Genomic DNA, 18506 nt, shown 5'->3' on the forward strand with positions numbered 1-18506 from the left:
TCACTTAAAAAAACATTTGTTGTTAAAAAATAATTTTTGAAACGTAATCCTATTTCTGCAACCCAGTTTATTCATCAGGTTGCGGCGATGCGTATAAATAGTCTTAAGTTTCACGCCAAATTCTTCTGCTATTTCCTGGTTGCTTTCCCCTCTGCTTAACATACTTAATATCTGCTTTTCGCGCAGACTCAGATGGAATTTAGTATGATAGTTTCCCGACATCTCTTTCTTTAAGAAGAAATTCAGGATGCTCTTGGTGTTACTCTTTTTGTCTAGTACTGTTATTTTTTCAAACAGCTCCGACTTATAAAAGGCTAAGTCGCTGGATGCAAAGGCAACAATGTTCTTATTCGTAAAATAAACCCACTCCGAGCCAGAAAGATCGTTGGAGTCCAGGTCTATAATCAAAAAGAAATTGTGAATAAACTCTACCCCAAGCAGTTCAATAAGGCCCCGGGTAAAATATTTATCCTTAGATAAAATATTAGTTGATAGATTCATATCTGAACGCAATCTCATCCTTGGGTTGACCTTTAACTCATCGTTATTAAAATCATTCAGCGAATTAGGAGTAATCTACCATCGCATATCGTTATGAGACATGCAGCTGATAAGCTAAAGGACTTAATAGCTATTAAACACACAGATTGCAGGGTCATATGTTGCCAAACTGGCTGTCTGGTGGTTTAAAATCTCAAATTTCAATGTCCATAACGACTTTTATATAAATAAAATGATAGGATTTAGTTATCATTTTACGTAAAACAATAGGCATACTCTTTATATTGGAATTTTCTTAGGGAATATTCTTCCCTGATTTCCAGTGTTTCTTATCATTAGTACGCTAAAAGCATATTTTTGTTCTTTTATACTCATATAAAATATCTGCATATTCCGCTCCGGGTATCTAATCCTGAAGAGGAAAATACCACCATAGATGCTATGTTTTTTCCATGCAATTAATTACATGGCGTTATTATTTTATGCTTATGTATTTGTCTCTTAATCTCTACCGCAGCATCAGGTTTCTTTATCTCTGCTTACCGCGGCGTGGCCATGTTGTCTCCAGTGGAAGGTAAGCTCCGATGAGTCAGGCAGCCCCTTGTTTCGATGGAGACAATAATACCATTGAATTTTTCATTGGTTATATGTATTTTGTTTTTTCGATTTTTAGATGTTATAATCTAATTTATAAGAAAATTATAATGGAATTCAGCATAAGATGCTGTTTGTGCCAAATCTATGCGGATTGTGTGCGTCTGAGGATTATTTGAAAGGCTAGTATATGATCTACAAAATTCAAGGTACGATTCATTTCAGGAGTGATGACGGGCTGGTATGGCTCGATGATGACTCTAACGTCGCGCTAACAGCCACAACAAGTCGCCTGCTTAAATTCCTTTTAGACCATAGAGAGCGTGTGGTTTATCGGGATGAGATCCTTGAAAAAGTCTGGGATGCGCATGGGCTACGGACTTCCAGCCATAGTCTCAATAAGTATATTTCGGACCTGAGAGCCGTATTCAGGAATATGGGGTGTACTGAAGAGGTTATCGTTACCGTGCCCAAAATTGGGTTCAGGGTATCTGAAAGCATTGCGATAGAGATAATTGACCGCCCAGAAAACGATGCCCGCAGTCTAAATGGCGTTGGAAGTCATATTGAAAGAGACGTTGAAGAGAGTCGTGAAAGCAAAGCCGGCAATCAACAAAATAGATCATCAAGCTCTGTTATCAAGAATGTCTCTTATGCATGTCTTGCGCTGCTCACTTTAACGCTGCTGTTTGTGGGCTTCAAAAATGATTTCTTTCATCTGCATTTTTGGGCTGAGAAGGATGACATCTATTATTTAGGTGATATCGATACTTGCCCGGTTCGGAGTTTTAGCTCAGTTCCGGTGGAACATAGAAAACAGCTTATTGATCTGGCCCGGCAGCTTATCGCAAAAGAGGGGATGCGCTGCTCAGATAACAGTGTTTTTTACTTTAGCGTTTCAGAGTCAGTATTAAAAGGGAATGAGGGAAGGGGATTTTTAGCTCACTGCATATATTCAAATGCAAAAAAGGACAACTTTTACTCATGTGAGAACTATTACAGGGCAGATTATGCAATTACTAAGTAAAGTCCCAAGAGTGAATGTTTACATTGCCTCTTTCATCTTATGTGTCATTTTGGCTTTTGGCCTGTTGATGTACTCATACCATCATAAGAGTGGTTTTGATTGCTCGGCCAATATGCGAATTGAATCAGGTTCATCCGGCTTTGATGCAAGCTTTAAGACTTTCTTGCTTATGCGGGGAAATCATTCTGGATACTTTGATGTGTCTGGCAAGGTGATGATCAACGATGTGAGATACACCGTTGAAAGGTCATATCATTTTGATTATGAAGTGAAAGAAAATAACATTTACCACCTGGTCAAAACTTCCCTCTCAAAGAGAGACGCGGACAACGTGATTGAAGGGGTGATGCAGAAGGTCTTCTTTAGCCCCGATCCAGATTCCGGACGGTATATCAAAATCCAAAAAATGAAAAATACCTACGTGGTGCAAAACCTGTATTCGCCATCGTTTATATGTGTATCTAATTGATATATTTGACTTATATTTCCTCTGCTGGTACTGAAGAACGTGCTATGGAGACTGGAAGGTTGTCAGAAGTTCTAAAATTAAATCACGTAAATGACCATCATTATCGAGATCAAAGCGTGATACGACCCTGATTGGTTCTTGTGATATCGCGAATACTCCGGCGCAGCCCACATCCGGAAGCTGCGCCGCATTTTGTTTATCTGATTCGTCATAATCCCTTGAAACGCAAAAACAGTTTTCTATTATCAGGCTTCGTTACGCTAAGGAAATCACCCGCAATGGAATTGACTAAAAACTATGCATTACCAGCCTCAAATGTTATATTTAAATATAATATTTGGAGGTGTTCTATGTACATTACTCGCCTGAAAAAGGTTGGCGGATCCGTTATGTTGGCGGTTCCACCTGCCGTGCTGAAAACGCTGGCGCTGTCGGCGGACAGCGAAGTGGGCATGACCATTGATAATGGCCGCCTGGTTATTGAACCTCAGAAACGGCCTCGATATTCTCTGGAAGAACTGCTGGCACAGTGCGATCCGCATGCCGAAATGGGCGAAGAGGATCGGGAATGGCTTGATGCGCCTGCGGTGGGTAAGGAGATCCTGTAAATGGACAGAGGGGAAATCTGGCTTGTCTCACTGGATCCGATTGCCGGACATGAACAAAGCGGGAGGCGTCCAGTGCTGATCGTATCGAAGGCATCGTTTAATCAATTCACCCGGCTACCTGTAGTTGTACCCGTCATCAGCGGCGGAAATTTTGCCCGTACAGCGGGTTTTGCCGTATCGCTTGACGGGGCAGGAACGAAAACAACGGGCATCATTCGCTGTGACCAGCCCAGAACCATTGATATGGAAGCCCGGAACGGCAAGCGTCTGGAGCGAATACCTGAAGCTATCATGAATGAAGTGCTGGCCAGGCTGGAAGCCATTCTGAGCTGATGTTTTTGAAGTGACAGATAGATGCAGAAAAGCAAAAAGCCTGCTTAGTTTCCTAAGCAGGCTTCTTAAATATGGCTCCTCTGACTGGACTCGAACCAGTGACATACGGATTAACAGTCCGCCGTTCTACCGACTGAACTACAGAGGAATCGTGTGAACGGGGCGCATAGTAACGATGACCACCCACCTTGTCAAAGCCTGAATCGCCAAAGTCCGTTCGTTTGCTGACTATTTCAGCAATAAGCCCATTTTTGCCACTGTGCGCGGCAATCTGCACTGTCGTAGTGCATTTATACCCCTAATGGGGCATATCGCAATCCGCTTACCGGGCAACAAAATCGTGGCTTGCTATCAGTATCCCTTATTACGCGGCTCACAGCGGCGTTTGAGCCGGGTATAAAAAACTGGCAAGCAAATTGCAAAACCTTCTGTATCTAAACAGCCAGCGTTGGCACTGGTGTTCCTTACAGGAGGCAAAATGAACTTAAGACGACTGAAGTATTTTGTAAAAATCGTCGATATCGGCAGTCTGACCCAGGCCGCTGAAGTCTTGCACATCGCACAACCGGCGTTGAGTCAGCAGGTTGCGACCCTGGAAGGCGAACTGGATCAGCAACTGTTGATCCGTACCAAGCGCGGCGTCACACCGACCGAAGCGGGCAAGATCCTCTATACCCATGCCCGTACCATTCTACGCCAGTGTGAACAGGCTCAACTGGCGGTCAACAATGTCGGGCAGACCCTGAGCGGTCAGGTGTCAATTGGCCTCGCTCCGGGAACGGCGGCTTCGGCAATTACCATGCCTCTGTTGCAAACGGTGCGTAACGAACTTCCGGAAGTGATGGTCTATTTGCAGGAAAGCAGCGGCACTATCCTCAATGACAAGCTGATTGAAGGGCAACTGGATATGGCGGTGCTCTACGAACGTTCTCCGGTCGCCGGGATCATCAGCCAGCCGTTGTTGAAAGAAGATCTTTACCTGGTCGGCACCCGAGACTGCCCGGGTCAGAGTATCGATCTGACCGCCGTCGCAGAGATGAATCTGTTCCTGCCGCGCGATTACAGCGCTGTGCGTGCGCGGGTCACTGAGGCCTTCACTCTACGTCGTCTCTCAGCAAAAATTATTGGTGAAATTGAATCAATCACCACCTTAACGGCGGCGATTGCCAGCGGAATGGGTGTGACCGTATTACCGGAGTCTGCTGCGCGTTCACTGTGTGGTGCGGCTAATGGCTGGATGGCGCGTATCAGTACGCCGTCAATGAGTCTCTCACTCTCATTGAATATGTCAGCGCGTGGTAGTTTGTCGCCGCAGGCACAGGCCGTGAAGGAGATTTTGATGTCGCTTGTGAGCCGTCCATCGCTTGAAAACCGTGAATTGCTGTTAGTGAGTTAGTCTATATTCCTTAAAGGAATAAGTTGCTGGTTTTTATTATTTGTTAGCAAGGACAACAGACTTTAACAATAGAGCATATGTTATGTCTGATAGCCCGGAGGAAAGGGTGAATTTCCAGCAACTTAAAATTATTCGTGAAGCGGCCCGTCAGGATTACAACCTGACGGAGGTCGCTAATATGCTCTATACATCGCAATCGGGCGTCAGCCGTCATATTCGTGAACTGGAAGAAGAGCTGGGGATCGAGATCTTTATCCGCCGCGGTAAACGTCTGCTGGGGATGACGGAGCCGGGCAAAGCGCTGCTATCAATTGCTGAGCGTATTCTCAACGAAGCCAGCAACGTCCGTCGTCTGGCTGACCTGTTTACCAACGATGCGTCCGGCGTCTTAACCATCGCAACAACGCACACGCAGGCGCGCTATAGCCTGCCGCCGGTGATTAAAGCTTTTCGTGAACTCTTTTCTGACGTGCGTCTTGAGCTGGTTCAGGGGACACCGCAGGAAATTGAGACGCTACTGCACAACGGCGGCGCGGATATCGGTATCGCCAGCGAGCGCTTGAGCAACGATCCTACGCTGGTGGCTTTCCCCTGGTTCCGTTGGCACCACAGCCTGCTGGTGCCAAAAGATCACCCGCTAACTCAGGTTACGCCCTTAACGCTGGAAGCTATTTCCCGCTGGCCGCTGATCACCTACCGTCAGGGAATTACCGGGCGTTCGCGTATTGATGAAGCCTTCAACCGTAAAGGCCTGGTGCCGGATATTGTGCTGAGCGCGCAGGACTCCGATGTGATTAAAACCTACGTTGAGCTCGGTCTCGGGGTAGGGCTGGTCGCAGAACAGTCGGGCGATACCCGCGAGTCTGATACCTTTACCCGCCTGGAAACCCGCCATTTGTTTGATGCCAACACCGTCTGGTTAGGCCTCAAGCGCGGACAGCTGCAGCGTAACTACGTCTGGCGCTTTATCGAGCTGTGCAATGCGGGCCTGTCTCTGGATGAAATTAAACGCCAGGCGATGGAACCGGAAGAGGCGGCGATCGATTATCAAATTTAGCTGGCTGATAATCAGGGTATGAGGTAGTAAACAAAGCTATAATTCATTCACGATTGTCGCCACAGAGGAAGGGAAATTGTGCGGCGTATGAAACTGCTTTGTTCTCTTATTATGATCCTCACCAGCCAGAGCGCTCTGGCGGTGAGCTACCCGTTACCGCCGGAAGGAAGCCGTCTGGTGGGCAGCCCGCTGACCATCACTGTTCCGCAAAGCAATACCCAGCCGCTGGAGGCGTTTGCCGCTCAGTACGGTCAAGGCCTGAGCAACATGCTTGAGGCCAACCCTGGCGTCGATGTGTTCCTGCCGAAATCGGGGTCCACGCTGGTGATACCGCAGCAGGTTATTTTACCCGCCACGGTACGCAACGGCATCGTGATCAACGTTGCTGAAATGCGCCTCTATTACTACCCGCCCGATGGTGCAACGGTTGAGATTCTGCCGATTGGCATTGGCCAGGCAGGGCGAGAAACGCCGCGCAACTGGGTGACTACGGTCGAACGCAAGCAGGAAGCGCCGTCATGGACGCCGACTGCCAATACCCGTCGTGAATACGCCAGTCGAGGAGAAAGTTTGCCTGCGTTTGTTCCGGCCGGTCCGGATAACCCGATGGGGCTGTACGCAATTTATATCGGCAGGCTCTACGCCATTCACGGCACCAATGCCAATTTCGGTATTGGTCTGCGCGTGAGCCAGGGCTGCATCCGCCTGCGTAACGATGATATTAAATACCTGTTTGACACCGTGCCGGTGGGGACCCGCGTGCAAATAATCGATCAGCCGGTGAAATACACCACCGAACCGGATGGTAGCCGTTGGGTTGAAGTCCATGAGCCATTGTCGCGTAATCGCGCGGAATATGAATCCGACAGAAAGGTTCCGCTACCGACGACGACCGCTATTCAGGCTTTTGTGAAAGGTGAGGGGGTTGATATGAATCGCGCGGAGCAGGCGCTTGAGCGTCGTTCTGGTATGCCGGTGGAGATCGCGACGTCTTCTACCCATACCAGTAGTCATTTTTAACCTTTCCCCGTAGCTGAACTGAGTCAATAATTCAAAGAAAGCGCCCTATATTGTTGGGCGCTGTTGGCTGTCAGGGTGATTTACCGAACACGGTAGACCCTAAACCGCAATGTTCCCTCCCGCTGAACAAAACTCATCGTTTTTTGGGCGAAACCTGCAGTTCAGGAAAATAAAATCTTAATCTCCTATAAATTTCATCCGCTTGTATTTAATCGTTTTATTTTAAAAACCAAATAAAACCAACTTAAAACAAAGTTATATTGTGTTGATGTATAATGATTTTTTAAATATGTGCGTATAAAACCAAGCTAATAATGCCTTGACTGACCGACAATCAAAGATTAATAATTTTGTTATTGTTTGTTTTGTCGCGGATGTTTTATGGCTAAGCCAATCGATCATGATCGTAAGAATCGGATTATCAACCATGTTGTTTCTCATGGTCATGCCAAAGTGAATGATTTAGCCGAAATGCTGGGCGTCACGACGGAAACCGTCCGTAAAGATATTGCCTGGCTTCAGGAAATGAAAATCCTTGAAAAGGGGCACGGATTTGTGACGCCTTCCAGCTCCTATCTTGAAAATCCTTATACCGTAAAGGAAGGGAAGGATATTGAGGCGAAAACACAAATAGCTTTGCTGGCTGCGAGTCTTATTCCTGAACGCGGAGTGGTTTTTCTTGATTCAGGCACCACCGTTGCGCAGCTGGCGAAACAGCTGAATTTACGCGACGACCTGACGATTGTGACCAATTCAATGATTGCTGCGCAGATTCTGCAAAATACCCGTAATCAGCTTTTGGTTACCGGAGGGGAATTGCGCCAGGCAAGTTATTCTTATGTCGGCAGTTGGGCGCGAAGAGCGCTTCAGCAGGTTAAAGTTGATATTGCCTTTATGGCTTGCGATGGTTTTCACCGCGAGGGACCGTCGATACGATCCTTTCGCGAGCTGGATATTAAAGAAACGGCTATGTCCTGTGCGAAAATGTCGGTCCTGATGGCTGACAGTAGTAAATTTCAACAGGCCGGGATGTATATGTATTCATCCTTCAGCGCCTTTGACTCTTTTATCATTGAGCGTCCACTTAAAAAGGAAGAGAAAATATTATTTCCTGAAACCCTGAAAATGTTACATCCATAAAATAGCAATCTGAGGTGATATATGGAAAAGCAACTTTTAAAAGTTGAGCCTTTCTTCGAGCCACGTATATGGGGCGGAGAGAGATTGAAAGAACGTTATGGCTATAAAACAGAGATAACCCCCGTTGGCGAAGTCTATAATGTCGTGGCTTTGCCGGGCCAGGCTGACTGTCTGGTAAGCGGCACGGGCAAAACGCTTTCACAGCTCTATAGAGAAAAACCAGAATGGTTTAATTGTGATACCGCGCAATTGCCGATTCGGGTCAATATTCTCGATCCGCTGGACGATCTGTCCGTACAACTTCACCCGGACGATGCCTACGCGTTGCAGCACGATAGTTCTCGCGGTAAGCCGGAGGCGTGGGTCATTCTGGATACGCCTGCTGATGGTCGTATCGCCTTCGGGCATTATGCAAAATCGCGCGAAGAGTTTAAGCAACAGAGCGAAAGCCACGCGTTCGATAAGCTGGTTCGTTATATCCCGGCCAAAAAAGACTGGTACCTAGATATTCCTGCCGGGACGCTGCACGCTATTGGCAAAGATGTTCTGACTTATAATATTTCGCGCAATGCGGACCTGACCTATCGCTTATTTGACTACCATCGCATCGATCCCACCACGGGACATGAACGTGAATTACATATTAATAAGGTTATCGATAATGTCGTTGTGCCAGACGATAGCAAAAACTTTCAGTGGTTTGATAGCACTGAGGAAGCCGGTTGTATATTAACCCGCTACTGGAATGAACCGGGTCTGTACACGTTAACTCGCCTGAAAACCGTAACCGCAGGTCACTATTCACAGCCTCGTTTTTCTTTTATTACCGTAGTTGAAGGTGATGGTTATATTAATGGCGTAGAGATTAAAAAAGGCGAAACAATTTTTGTCCCCGATAGCTTTGGCGATCTCTTTTTTCAGGGAGGAATGGATTGCTTTATTGCCAGCTATGAAAACGAATAACATATCAAAGGAACATCTCCATGAAACTACAACTCGCTATTGATGAGCTGAACCTTGCTCAGGCATTATCCGCAGTGAAAACATTAGAAAAATATATCGATATTATTGAAGTAGGGACGCCGTTTCTTATTGATGCCGGGCGTGAAGCCGTAAAACAGTTAAAAAATACATTTCCTGATAAAGAAGTACTGTGCGATGCCAAAATTATGGATGCGGGTGGTTATGAGGCAAAGCTGGCCTATGATGTTGGTGCAGATTACGTCACCGTTCTGGCCGTTACGGATGATCTGACTATTAAGGGCTGTGTAGACCAGGCTAAAAAGCAGGGTAAGAAAGTACTGGTCGATATGATTTGCGTGACTGACTTTGTGTCCCGTGTCCCGACGCTGGAAGCGCTGGGCGTGGATGTTATCGCCGTACACACCGGAGCCGATCAGCAGGCAAGCGGTCGGACGCCTTTACAGGATCTGGCGGAACTGCGTCGTCATGTTAAAAAAACACAAATTGCCGTTGCCGGTGGCATCAGCAGTAAAACCATTAAAAGCTACCTGGCGTTTCGTCCGGATATCGTGATTGTTGGCAGCGGTATCCTCAATGCTCAGGATCCCGAGCGAGAAGCACGGCTGATTGCCGGGGCTTTAAAGGAGGCTGCGCAATGAGCGACGTAATCGAGAACGTAAAGGAGATTCTTGGTGAGCTGACGCGTAATGCTGATTTGATTGAAGCCGAAGGGTTTAACTCATTTCTGGATGAAATCGTGGCGGCCAGGCGTATTTTCCTCGCGGGCGCAGGTCGTTCCGGGCTGGTCATCCGCGCATTCGCCAACCGTCTGATGCATCTGGGCTTTAATGTTCAGGTTATTGGCGATGTGACCACCACCTTTGCGAAGGAAGGAGACCTGTTAATTATTGGTTCGGGCTCGGGTGAAACGCAGAGCCTGGTCGCAATGTCGCAAAAAGCGAAAAACAATCATCTCAACGTTGCGCTTATTACCATGGCTCCGGGTTCAACTATTGCGAATCTGGCCGATGCGGTTTGCGTGCTGCCTGGCGCTTCGCCGAAAGTCCTCGCAGGTGAGCCGCAGCGCGCAAGCATTCAGCCAATGGGCTCAGGCTTTGAACAGTTATCCCTTGTGGTCTATGACGCGATGATTATGACGTTAATGCTTCGTGTACATCAGACAAGCGATACGATGTTCGGACGTCACGCCAACCTGGAATAGATGCGTGAGTTGGATTCGTAGGCCCCCTTGATATTGATGAAGGGGGCCTGCCAGTATCAGGGCACTTTTTTCGGCATCGTTTCATCCATGATGGCGTTGACCTGTTCCATCACCGTTCCTGCATCTTTGACGCCTTTTGCTTCCTGCTCTTTTACCCACTTATCTTGCCCTGACCGGTAGCGGGTAGCGGTTTCCCATTGCGCGACCTCTTGCGGTTGCAGAACGCGCACCGTTGCGCCTGCTTTGCGTAAGTCCTCTATCTGGGTGCTAAAACTGCTGTCCATCACCGACCCCAGGGATTGATATGCCGTTTGCGCAGCACGCCCAATGGCGGCCCGATCTTCAGAAGGAAGCATGTTCCAGGTCTGTTTGTTCATCGTCAAAATATAGAGATGCCCCAGCCACAGATCTTTGGAGATCAGCACGTTGGGCGCGAACTGGTATGCCTTTAGCTCGTAGCCGCTGTCTACGTTCAGCATCATGCCGTCGATAGCGCCGCTTTTCAGCGCGTTGTAGGTTTCTTCACCCCAGGGCATGGTCACCGGTTTAGCCCCGGCGCTTTGCAAAAAGTCCCGCTGCCAGAAGCTGGCGGATCGCCATGTCCCTCCTTTGATATAGTTCAGCGTCGCCATTGGCTTAGCACTGAAAAAGGAGAGCGGGTAACCGGTAGCGAGAAAAATGCTCACCACGTTGTTTTTCTCAAGCTCTGCCGGGAATGCCGGGATATCAGCGTAAACGCGGCGGAAGAAGGCCACCTGTTGCTCACCGGCAGGGCCGACGGGAAAGCTTTTAAAGATCTGGTTTAGCGGCAGCGCGTCGGAGGCATATTCGGGCACGACAATCGCCATATCCGCCTTCCTTTCTTTGCCGACGTTGCGTAACGCATCGTAGCCGTTACTGAGTTCGCCTCCCCAATGCGCCTCTATTTTCAGTCGCCCGTCAGATTCCTTCTCAATGGCGGGGAAGAGCACGTCATTGATAAAGCGGGTGCGCATTCCTCCCAGCGGTTCATGGTCGCTGTAGGTCAGGGTTTGCGCGGCCGAAGCTGCGGTGGGCAGCAGCAGGGCGGCGAGCAGGATTGCCAGATATTTTCCGATTGGTTTAGTGGGTTGCATACATTTCCTTTGCGTTGCTGATATTAATGAGGGATGTTGGCGACCGATCAGATCGGCTGCCCGGATAGCCAGCGTTTTCCGTCGGCTTTCATTTGTTGTTCGAGAATACTACCGCGCGTGGCAAAAACGCGCTGAACCGGAAAGCCGCTTTTTTCCAGCAGGTAAGCCAGCGCTGCGTATTCGCGCGGATATTTCTCCACCGTACTTTGGTCAACCGGGACCACGCCGAGCGGAAAAGTGAAGCTGGCCATATCGTAAATACTCTGGCGGTGAAACAGTTTCCATACGCCAGCGCGCTTTTCCGCCATATCATAGAAGCGGTTATGACCAATGCAGCCCAGATTCAGCTTAACGTTCTCGCCGATAATCATCGCATTGGTTTCAACAATCGCCCTTGTCGCCTCGGCATTGAATGTCACCACCGGCGTACCGATCAGATGTTTGGTGCGCACATCCGACGCTCCCATCCGCATTGAGCCGTCAACAAAATCGCTGGCGAGCCCCTCAAACCAGGTGATTTCGATGGTGCCGTCCGGGTGAAACAGATTGCGCAGTTGGTCCCATTCACCCAGATCGCGGTGCATCCAGCCGGTGAGAAGGTCGGTGATTTGCAGGCGATCGTCGAGAAGATTGTGCATAACATGTACTCCGGTTAGTTGACGGATTTCAGTTTCGTCGTGAATAGCGATAAACTCAAATAGATAGATATGACTGATTAATCATTTTATTTGATGATGGAGCTGACGCATGGATCTACGCCACCTGCGCTACTTTCTGGCCGTTGCCGAAGAAGGCCATTTCGGCCGCGCTGCCCAGCGCCTGCATATCGTCCAGCCTGCGCTGAGTATGCAAATCAAAGCGCTGGAAGAGGAACTGGGCGGCCCGCTGTTTGTGCGCACCAGTCGCAAAGTTGAGCTAACCGAAGCCGGGCTGCTATTGCAGACCGAAGCACGGCGGACGCTGGAACAGGCCGAACGCACCCGACTAACCGTACAGCGGTCGATACGCGGTGAAACGGGCCATGTGCGCGTTGGCTTTGCGGGTAATGCTGTATTTAGCGGCAGATTAACCAACGATCTGCGCGCTTTTCGCAGAACCTATCCTGATGCTGATTTGGTAGTGAGTGAAGTCGCACCTCTACTGCAAGCCGATGCCATCTTGGCGGGTCAGCTCGACGTTGGTTATACCCCCGATCACAGCAAGATCCATGATTCAGCGCTAATGGCGGAAGAGGTTGGTCTCTGGCACCGCCAGGTCGCGATGGCTGATGATCATCCGCTGGCCAGTCAGGCGGCTCTGACGATAGCGATGCTGGTTGAGGAACCACTCATTTTCTATGACACCCATGGTGCTGATGAGCCGCTTTATACGGCGCTCACCACGATTATGGGCCATGCGCCGCGTATTGCTCATTGCACCGCCAGCACCCTTAGCGTGCTGGCGCTCGCCGCCGCCGGGCAGGGGCTGGCGCTGGTGCCCGATCCGCTGAAACATGTGAGTATTCCGGGGTTGGTATACCGGCCACTGGATGCGTCGGAACTGTCGGCGAATCTGATGCTTATCAGCAGGCGGAAGGAGAATAATGGCGCCGTGCAGGCATTTCTGCAGATAGCGCGTGAAAACGCGGGTAGGTGAAAATTCCCTGAGCTGTTTTTTCGGCCCCGGTCGTAAGATGGTGAATACCTTGCACGTTGTTCACTGAAATATTCGAATGCGCCTTCAGCTTTTGATCAGAGGCGCATGCATCCCTCATATCTCTGCGGCACACTCCTTTATAGATTTAAACCTATATAGTATATGAGCTATATTTTATAAGGAGTTCTCGTGTGGACGATTAAAACAACGGATACGTTTGATCGCTGGTTTACTTTGCTCAACGATACTGACCGGGAATACACGAACTGGCTGAACACATTAAAAGAGAAGGAGTAACGCGATGGGCAGAACGCTGGAACAGCTTATTGCGGATGAAAAACCTGAAGTTGTGGCCGAAGCCCAGGCTATGGCTAAGGATATTTTGCTCAATATTCATCTTGCTGAGTTGCGTGAGAGGGTGCAGAAAACGCAGGTGGAAATGGCGCAGGAATTAGGTATCAAGCAGCCGACCGTCGCGGGAATGGAAAAACCGGGCCGCGACCTGAAGCTCTCCACGCTCAAACGTTACGTTGAAGCGGCGGGCGGTAAGCTAAGCCTCAATGTTGAGCTGCCGGATGGGTCGCATTACGGGTTTGTACTGTAAATACTGGCTCTGGCCCACATTTCCATGTCATCCAGTCAGGAGAGAAGTCTTCTGGCAAATGTATTAAGCCCGGCGGGTAACGGCATTATCTGAAAAGCAAAAAGCCTGCTCGAAAGCAGGCTTTTCTATGTATGGCTCCTCTGACTGGACTCGAACCAGTGACATACGGATTAACAGTCCGCCGTTCTACCGACTGAACTACAGAGGAATCGTGTGAACGGGGCGAATATTAACGATCGCGCCCAACCTTGTCAAAGGCTGTTTTCCACATTTCAAACCGTTTGTCGAATTATTCCCCACTTTGGGCAAAAAGTACCGTTTTGCCTACATTGAGTTTACGTTTCTTCAGTTTGCGCCTTGCGTCGCGGATACTTCCACAACCAACGCCCACTGACCATTCGGCAATAAAACAGCACGCCACGGACTGCCCAATCGAGCACCATTCCCAACCAAACCCCTACCACGCCCATCCCGAGCACAATCCCTAGCGTGTAGCCCGCCACCACGCGACAGCCCCACATGCCCAGCATCGATACCCACATGGTATAGCGCACGTCACGCGCACCTTTAAAAGCGCACGGCAGCGTCCAGGCCATCGCCCAAATCGGCATAAAGAAGGCGTTCAGCCACAATAGTTCTTTGACTACAACTTTGACATCGTCTTCGCTGGTATAGAACGAGGCGATCAGGCTGGCAAATGGCGCGGTCCCCCAGGCAATCAACGTCAGGATAATCGTTGACAACCAAAAGACGTGCCACGCCTGACGCTCTGCCTGCCCTATTTGCCCTTTTCCAAGACGTTTACCGGTAATAATCGTTGATGCCGAACCGAGGGCGTTCCCCGGCAGGTTGATCAATGCCGCCACCGAGAAAGCGATAAAGTTACCGGCAATCACATTTGTTCCCATACCAGCAACGAACATCTGCGTCAGCAGTTTGCCGCCATTGAACAAAACGGACTCAATACTGGCGGGAATGCCAATCCCCATCACTTCCCAAATAATGGCGAAGTTAAACGGCTTAAAATAACTCTTCAGCGAAATCCGCAGAGCCGGGTTAAAACCGATCATTAATACCCAAATGGTTGCCACGGCACCAATATAGCGGGCAATGGTTAGCCCAAGACCTGCGCCGACAAATCCCAGACCTGGCCAGGAAAAAATGCCGTAAATCAGGATACTGCTGATGATGATATTGAGAATGTTCATCCCGCCGTTAATGATCAGCGGAATTTTGGTTGTCCCTGCTCCGCGCAGCGCGCCGCTGCCGATAAGGGCAATTGCCGCCGCCGGGTAGCTCAACACCGTCAGCTCAAGATAGTTCAGGGCCAGACCTTTTACCTGTTCTGTGGCATCCCCGGCGACAACATTAATAATCTGCTCACCGAAGGCGTGTATCACCACCGCCAGAATGATGGAAAACAGCGTCATGATGGCCAGCGACTGTCGCGCGGCTGCTCTTGCTCGTTTCCGGTCACGTTTGCCCAGACTAAACGCCACCACCACCGTCGTCCCCAGGTCGATCGCCGCAAAGAATGAGAGGATCACCATATTGAAGCTATCAGCCAGGCCCACGCCCGCCATCGCTTCTTTACCCAGCCAACTGACCAAAAAGGTACTCAGTACGCCCATCAGCAAAACGCAGGCGTTTTCCAGCAGAATCGGTACCGCAAGAGGGCTGATTTCACGCCAGTAAAGGACGCGGTAGCTCTTGCGTTTTTTGAACCAGGACGTACGTTCGACAGCCTGGCGTAATGCGGAGGTGACGTTCAAGGGAGACCTTAGTGAGAAAAGTTGAAACTACATTTCAAATGATGATAGAGAAAAGCTAATCCTGCAAAGCATTTTTCCCGATGAATTGTCGGTAATTACGACAAATTGTTGATGGATACGCCAGTTGAAAGGCGGATGGCGAATTGATGTTTGACAAAAGTTTTTTCGCCGCTAAGATACGACTCCACAACGATTCCTCTGTAGTTCAGTCGGTAGAACGGCGGACTGTTAATCCGTATGTCACTGGTTCGAGTCCAGTCAGAGGAGCCATATTTAGAGAAGCCCGCTTAAGGAAACTTAAGCGGGCTTTTTGCTTTTAGCCGTTCCAGGCTATTTACACACTCTCTATCACCCGTGCCGTTAAAAGTTATTGGGGCGTTTGCCGTTGAGGGCTAATCTATTGGCACACTCAATTTTGTATGGCCTGACTATGCCAACCGTTGAAACCTTTTTGACCTTTCTTTTTGCATTGTTTTTGTTAGAAATTTCTCCAGGGCCAGATATGATGCTGACAATTGCCAGAGGTATCGGCCAGGGGCGGCGTATTGCCTTTCTGACGGTGCTCGGCAATGTTTTTGTTGCTGGTTTCGTACAGGTTTCATTTCTCGTTCTGGGATTAGTTTCGCTCGTTCATGCGTGGCCGATAGCGCTCGATCTTCTGCGCTGGGCCGGAGCCGCCTACCTGATTTGGCTTGGCGTCAAAATGCTGGCGAGTTCGGGGGCGGATACGAAGATAAAAGAGACGGTACGGATCACCGGGTGTGAGGCGGTTAAGCAGGGGGCAATCAATAGCCTGACAAACCCAAAATCATTGCTCTTTATGTTCGCGTTTCTTCCGCAGTTTGTTAATCCTGCCGTTGGTCCGATTTGGTTGCAGCTTCTTATTCTGGGAACGATTCAGAAACTAACCGGGATAGTGTCTCTTGGCTCTGTCGCGTTTGCTTCAGGCACTTTTGGCGCATGGCTTGGTAAGCATCCTGGATTTCTTAAATGGCAGGAGCGTTTCACCGGACTGGTTATGATCGGGCTTGGGCTGAAGATGCTGCTGGGTGGAAGCACATCATCGGGTGCGATGAAGTAAATATGCATAAGAATTCCCTGCACGGTCGTGGCTGTGCAGGGAAGTGCTGATTAACGGAACGGCGGTTCGTTAAAGGTTCTCAGCTTACGCGAGTGCATGTGATCGCCTTCGGCACGCAGCAGGTCAATTGCTCGAATACCAATCTGCAAATGCTCGGAAATCGCCCCTTCATAGAAGCGGTTGGCCTGACCTGGTAACTTAATCTCGCCGTGAAGCGGTTTATCGGACACACAAAGCAGGGTGCCGTAGGGGACGCGGAAGCGGTAACCCTGCGCGGCGATAGTGGCGCTTTCCATATCGATAGCCACTGCACGACTGAGATTAAAGCGCAGCGCGGAGGCCGAGTAGCGCAGCTCCCAGTTACGATCGTCAGTAGTGACCACCGTTCCGGTACGCAGACGTTGCTTAACCTCTTCACCGGGCATCCCGCTGACCTGTTTAGTGGCGTCGTAGAGCGCGCGCTGGACTTCGGCGATGCTCGGAATAGGGATATCCGGTGGTAGTACCGCATCCAGCACATGGTCGTCGCGCAGATAGGCATGGGCGAGCACGTAGTCGCCAATGGTCTGGCTTTCACGCAGGCCGCCGCAGTGGCCAATCATCAACCAGACGTCCGGGCGCAGCACCGCTAAATGATCGCAGATATTTTTAGCATTCGCCGGGCCTACACCAATATTAATCAGCGTGATCCCCTGTCCGTCTTTGGTGATAAGGTGCCAGGCAGGCATCTGGTGCTTTTTCCACGCCAGATCGGAAATCGCCTCTTCCGGGGCTTGCGTATCCGCCGTTATCCAGATCCCGCCCGCGCAGGAGAGGGCGATGTATGGGCTATCGGGATCAAGGATCTGACTACAACCCCAGCGCACGAACTCATCGACATAGCGGGTATAGTTGGTAAACAGCATATACGGCTGGAAATGGTCAACCGGCGTACCGGTGTAGTGGCGCAGGCGCGCCAGCGAGAAATCAACGCGGCGAGCGTCGAAGTGTGAAAGCGGGTAGTACTCGGTCGAATGGAACAGACCATCGGCGGTTTCATCGCCAATCTGCGACAGCTCGGTGGTCGGGAAAAAGCGGGTCAGACCGGCGCTCATCGAGCGATCGAGCGTTAATTCAGAGCCATCGATGACGTACGGATAGGGAATTTCATGCTGCGATAGCTCGACGGAGATACAGGCATCGTAGTCCTGATACAACATGGTGAGCTGTTCCAGCAGATAGGTGCGAAACAGTTTAGGGTTAGTAATGGTGGTGGTATAGCAACCGCTATGGGTGAAGCGGCCCCAGGCGCGAGTTTTTAAGGCTTTATGCTCGGCACCGTCCCATGAAACCGACAGCTGCGGGTAAACGAATAACCCTGCGGCGCGGGCGTTATTATCGGGCAGAGTATTATGGTTGATATATTCGCCGATGGCTTTACGCAGCGCAGTGACCGATTTCTCATACAGCGCTTCGAGTTGCGTAAGCGCCTGTTCTGGGGTCAGCCTGGCGGCTTGCTGGTTCATGACTTACTCCTTGTTTCTGCTCTGCTGACGTTTTGCTTAGTATGTCACAGACTGGAATATGCGTCGGAGAATTTCACCTGTTTAGTTAAGAAAGTACTGAGATTAGAAGCAGTTGATGATGGTATACGCTGATTAATTCGCGACAATATTGTCGATGTTAGCCCAACGTTCAGCACTAAAGTGCGTGGCATTGAGCACTTTTACCGTTAAAGCCTTATCACCATTAATGCAATACAACGCGTTCGCCAGCGGCGTTAGCTTGTCACCTTCCTGCAAACGGCGGCGGCAGAGGGTGATTTCGGCAATAATCATTAACTGGCCGCTTTGTAAGACCACTGTGGTGTGCGCTGACGCCGACTCCTTGCGTACTTTCTTAACCCACCATTCCATTTTTTATCCCTGAGCTGTTACATTTGGGCGATAATTAATGTTTGCTCCTCTTCTGGCAATAAGAATAGCCGCTT

The 18506-nt window shown here is 49.6% G+C and carries 21 protein-coding genes and 3 tRNA genes; 15 read left to right on the forward strand and 9 right to left on the reverse strand.

Features of this window, described 5'->3' with window-relative positions:
• Entirely contained in the window at positions 1-501 is a 501-nt protein-coding gene (locus AC07P6_RS10745; RefSeq protein WP_478316231.1) for a helix-turn-helix transcriptional regulator, read from the reverse strand.
• A 784-nt stretch (positions 502-1285) separates the two neighbouring features.
• Here AC07P6_RS10745 and AC07P6_RS10750 point away from each other — a divergent pair.
• The 4 genes from AC07P6_RS10750 (at position 1286) to AC07P6_RS10765 (ending at position 3532) form a co-directional block, all read left to right on the forward strand.
• The gene (locus AC07P6_RS10750) at positions 1286-2122 is read left to right on the forward strand and encodes a winged helix-turn-helix domain-containing protein (protein ID WP_434662662.1); all 837 of its coding nucleotides are present in this window, start codon (positions 1286-1288) and stop codon (positions 2120-2122) included.
• On the forward strand, positions 2106-2591 hold the full coding sequence (locus AC07P6_RS10755; protein WP_434662666.1) for a hypothetical protein: 486 nt from the start codon (positions 2106-2108) through the stop codon (positions 2589-2591). The genes AC07P6_RS10750 and AC07P6_RS10755 overlap by 17 nt, the downstream gene beginning before the upstream one ends.
• A 350-nt stretch (positions 2592-2941) precedes the next feature.
• Positions 2942-3199 (forward strand): AbrB/MazE/SpoVT family DNA-binding domain-containing protein, encoded by a 258-nt coding sequence (locus tag AC07P6_RS10760; protein ID WP_434662668.1) that lies wholly within the window; start codon positions 2942-2944, stop codon positions 3197-3199.
• Positions 3200-3532 (forward strand): type II toxin-antitoxin system PemK/MazF family toxin, encoded by a 333-nt coding sequence (locus tag AC07P6_RS10765; RefSeq protein WP_478316234.1) that lies wholly within the window; start codon positions 3200-3202, stop codon positions 3530-3532. It abuts the gene before it with no gap.
• A gap of 72 nt (positions 3533-3604) precedes the next feature.
• Here the strand turns inward: AC07P6_RS10765 and AC07P6_RS10770 are convergent.
• Positions 3605-3680 (reverse strand) — tRNA-Asn (locus tag AC07P6_RS10770).
• A 330-nt stretch (positions 3681-4010) separates the two neighbouring features.
• On the opposite strand from AC07P6_RS10770, the gene nac reads away from it, so the two are divergent.
• The 7 genes from nac (at position 4011) to hxlB (ending at position 10330) form a co-directional block, all read left to right on the forward strand.
• Entirely contained in the window at positions 4011-4928 is a 918-nt protein-coding gene (nac, locus tag AC07P6_RS10775) for a nitrogen assimilation transcriptional regulator NAC (protein WP_110277387.1), read from the forward strand.
• 106 nt (positions 4929-5034) lie between these two features.
• Positions 5035-5985, forward strand: coding sequence for an HTH-type transcriptional regulator Cbl (gene cbl / locus AC07P6_RS10780; protein ID WP_182239744.1), 951 nt, complete (start codon positions 5035-5037; stop codon positions 5983-5985).
• A gap of 87 nt (positions 5986-6072) precedes the next feature.
• The gene (gene ldtA, locus AC07P6_RS10785) at positions 6073-7005 is read left to right on the forward strand and encodes a L,D-transpeptidase (protein WP_478316237.1); all 933 of its coding nucleotides are present in this window, start codon (positions 6073-6075) and stop codon (positions 7003-7005) included.
• A 381-nt stretch (positions 7006-7386) separates the two neighbouring features.
• Positions 7387-8145, forward strand: coding sequence for a DeoR/GlpR family DNA-binding transcription regulator (locus AC07P6_RS10790; protein ID WP_478316239.1), 759 nt, complete (start codon positions 7387-7389; stop codon positions 8143-8145).
• A 21-nt stretch (positions 8146-8166) separates the two neighbouring features.
• Complete coding sequence (locus tag AC07P6_RS10795; RefSeq protein WP_478316241.1) at positions 8167-9108, forward strand: class I mannose-6-phosphate isomerase; 942 nt, start codon at positions 8167-8169, stop codon at positions 9106-9108.
• Between the two features lie 20 nt (positions 9109-9128).
• Entirely contained in the window at positions 9129-9767 is a 639-nt protein-coding gene (hxlA, locus tag AC07P6_RS10800) for a 3-hexulose-6-phosphate synthase (RefSeq protein ID WP_434662683.1), read from the forward strand.
• On the forward strand, positions 9764-10330 hold the full coding sequence (hxlB, locus tag AC07P6_RS10805) for a 6-phospho-3-hexuloisomerase (protein WP_182239738.1): 567 nt from the start codon (positions 9764-9766) through the stop codon (positions 10328-10330). Before hxlA ends, hxlB begins: the two co-directional genes overlap by 4 nt.
• 56 nt (positions 10331-10386) lie before the next feature.
• Here hxlB and dctP read toward each other — a convergent pair whose 3' ends face one another.
• A complete protein-coding gene (gene dctP, locus AC07P6_RS10810) occupies positions 10387-11445 on the reverse strand; it encodes a TRAP transporter substrate-binding protein DctP (RefSeq protein ID WP_434662685.1) in 1059 nt (352 codons plus the stop codon).
• A gap of 47 nt (positions 11446-11492) precedes the next feature.
• Positions 11493-12083, reverse strand: coding sequence for a nuclear transport factor 2 family protein (locus AC07P6_RS10815; RefSeq protein ID WP_434662687.1), 591 nt, complete (start codon positions 12081-12083; stop codon positions 11493-11495).
• Between the two features lie 109 nt (positions 12084-12192).
• Here AC07P6_RS10815 and AC07P6_RS10820 point away from each other — a divergent pair, with 109 nt between their 5' ends.
• The gene (locus tag AC07P6_RS10820; protein WP_434662689.1) at positions 12193-13080 is read left to right on the forward strand and encodes a LysR substrate-binding domain-containing protein; all 888 of its coding nucleotides are present in this window, start codon (positions 12193-12195) and stop codon (positions 13078-13080) included.
• 301 nt (positions 13081-13381) lie between these two features.
• Entirely contained in the window at positions 13382-13684 is a 303-nt protein-coding gene (locus tag AC07P6_RS10825; RefSeq protein WP_182239731.1) for a helix-turn-helix domain-containing protein, read from the forward strand.
• A 132-nt stretch (positions 13685-13816) separates the two neighbouring features.
• On the opposite strand, the gene AC07P6_RS10830 is transcribed toward AC07P6_RS10825, so the two are convergent.
• The 3 genes from AC07P6_RS10830 to AC07P6_RS10840 all read right to left on the reverse strand — a co-directional run bounded on the left by AC07P6_RS10830 (position 13817) and on the right by AC07P6_RS10840 (position 15644).
• Positions 13817-13892, reverse strand: a tRNA-Asn gene (locus AC07P6_RS10830).
• A 127-nt stretch (positions 13893-14019) separates the two neighbouring features.
• Positions 14020-15456, reverse strand: a complete 1437-nt coding sequence (locus AC07P6_RS10835; protein WP_434662692.1) for an EmmdR/YeeO family multidrug/toxin efflux MATE transporter — start codon at positions 15454-15456, stop codon at positions 14020-14022.
• A 95-nt stretch (positions 15457-15551) separates the two neighbouring features.
• A complete protein-coding gene (locus AC07P6_RS10840; protein ID WP_220138898.1) occupies positions 15552-15644 on the reverse strand; it encodes a DUF5951 family protein in 93 nt (30 codons plus the stop codon).
• A gap of 6 nt (positions 15645-15650) precedes the next feature.
• Here AC07P6_RS10840 and AC07P6_RS10845 point away from each other — a divergent pair.
• A tRNA-Asn gene (locus tag AC07P6_RS10845) sits at positions 15651-15726 on the forward strand.
• Between the two features lie 160 nt (positions 15727-15886).
• A complete protein-coding gene (locus tag AC07P6_RS10850) occupies positions 15887-16537 on the forward strand; it encodes a LysE family translocator (RefSeq protein WP_434662695.1) in 651 nt (216 codons plus the stop codon).
• A gap of 50 nt (positions 16538-16587) precedes the next feature.
• Here the strand turns inward: AC07P6_RS10850 and AC07P6_RS10855 are convergent, their stop codons facing one another.
• Together AC07P6_RS10855 and AC07P6_RS10860 are read right to left on the reverse strand one after the other, a co-directional pair.
• Positions 16588-18042, reverse strand: a complete 1455-nt coding sequence (locus AC07P6_RS10855; protein WP_142512872.1) for an AMP nucleosidase — start codon at positions 18040-18042, stop codon at positions 16588-16590.
• Between the two features lie 132 nt (positions 18043-18174).
• The gene (locus tag AC07P6_RS10860) at positions 18175-18432 is read right to left on the reverse strand and encodes a histidine kinase (RefSeq protein WP_434662696.1); all 258 of its coding nucleotides are present in this window, start codon (positions 18430-18432) and stop codon (positions 18175-18177) included.
• Positions 18433-18506: the final 74 nt, after the last annotated feature.

The sequence above is a fragment of the Klebsiella sp. GFKo11 genome (assembly GCF_056490265.1).

Coding starts and splice junctions, on each gene's coding strand:
- AC07P6_RS10850 (WP_434662695.1), top strand. CDS start 15,887: ATGCCAACCGTTGAAACCTTTTTGACCTTTCTTTTTGCATTGTTTTTG.
- hxlB (WP_182239738.1), top strand. CDS start 9,764: ATGAGCGACGTAATCGAGAACGTAAAGGAGATTCTTGGTGAGCTGACG.
- AC07P6_RS10825 (WP_182239731.1), top strand. CDS start 13,382: ATGGGCAGAACGCTGGAACAGCTTATTGCGGATGAAAAACCTGAAGTT.
- nac (WP_110277387.1), top strand. CDS start 4,011: ATGAACTTAAGACGACTGAAGTATTTTGTAAAAATCGTCGATATCGGC.
- AC07P6_RS10750 (WP_434662662.1), top strand. CDS start 1,286: ATGATCTACAAAATTCAAGGTACGATTCATTTCAGGAGTGATGACGGG.
- dctP (WP_434662685.1), bottom strand. CDS start 11,445: ATGCAACCCACTAAACCAATCGGAAAATATCTGGCAATCCTGCTCGCC.
- AC07P6_RS10815 (WP_434662687.1), bottom strand. CDS start 12,083: ATGCACAATCTTCTCGACGATCGCCTGCAAATCACCGACCTTCTCACC.
- AC07P6_RS10790 (WP_478316239.1), top strand. CDS start 7,387: ATGGCTAAGCCAATCGATCATGATCGTAAGAATCGGATTATCAACCAT.
- AC07P6_RS10765 (WP_478316234.1), top strand. CDS start 3,200: ATGGACAGAGGGGAAATCTGGCTTGTCTCACTGGATCCGATTGCCGGA.
- AC07P6_RS10760 (WP_434662668.1), top strand. CDS start 2,942: ATGTACATTACTCGCCTGAAAAAGGTTGGCGGATCCGTTATGTTGGCG.
- ldtA (WP_478316237.1), top strand. CDS start 6,073: ATGAAACTGCTTTGTTCTCTTATTATGATCCTCACCAGCCAGAGCGCT.
- hxlA (WP_434662683.1), top strand. CDS start 9,129: ATGAAACTACAACTCGCTATTGATGAGCTGAACCTTGCTCAGGCATTA.
- AC07P6_RS10755 (WP_434662666.1), top strand. CDS start 2,106: ATGCAATTACTAAGTAAAGTCCCAAGAGTGAATGTTTACATTGCCTCT.
- AC07P6_RS10795 (WP_478316241.1), top strand. CDS start 8,167: ATGGAAAAGCAACTTTTAAAAGTTGAGCCTTTCTTCGAGCCACGTATA.
- AC07P6_RS10820 (WP_434662689.1), top strand. CDS start 12,193: ATGGATCTACGCCACCTGCGCTACTTTCTGGCCGTTGCCGAAGAAGGC.
- AC07P6_RS10860 (WP_434662696.1), bottom strand. CDS start 18,432: ATGGAATGGTGGGTTAAGAAAGTACGCAAGGAGTCGGCGTCAGCGCAC.
- AC07P6_RS10855 (WP_142512872.1), bottom strand. CDS start 18,042: ATGAACCAGCAAGCCGCCAGGCTGACCCCAGAACAGGCGCTTACGCAA.
- AC07P6_RS10745 (WP_478316231.1), bottom strand. CDS start 501: ATGAATCTATCAACTAATATTTTATCTAAGGATAAATATTTTACCCGG.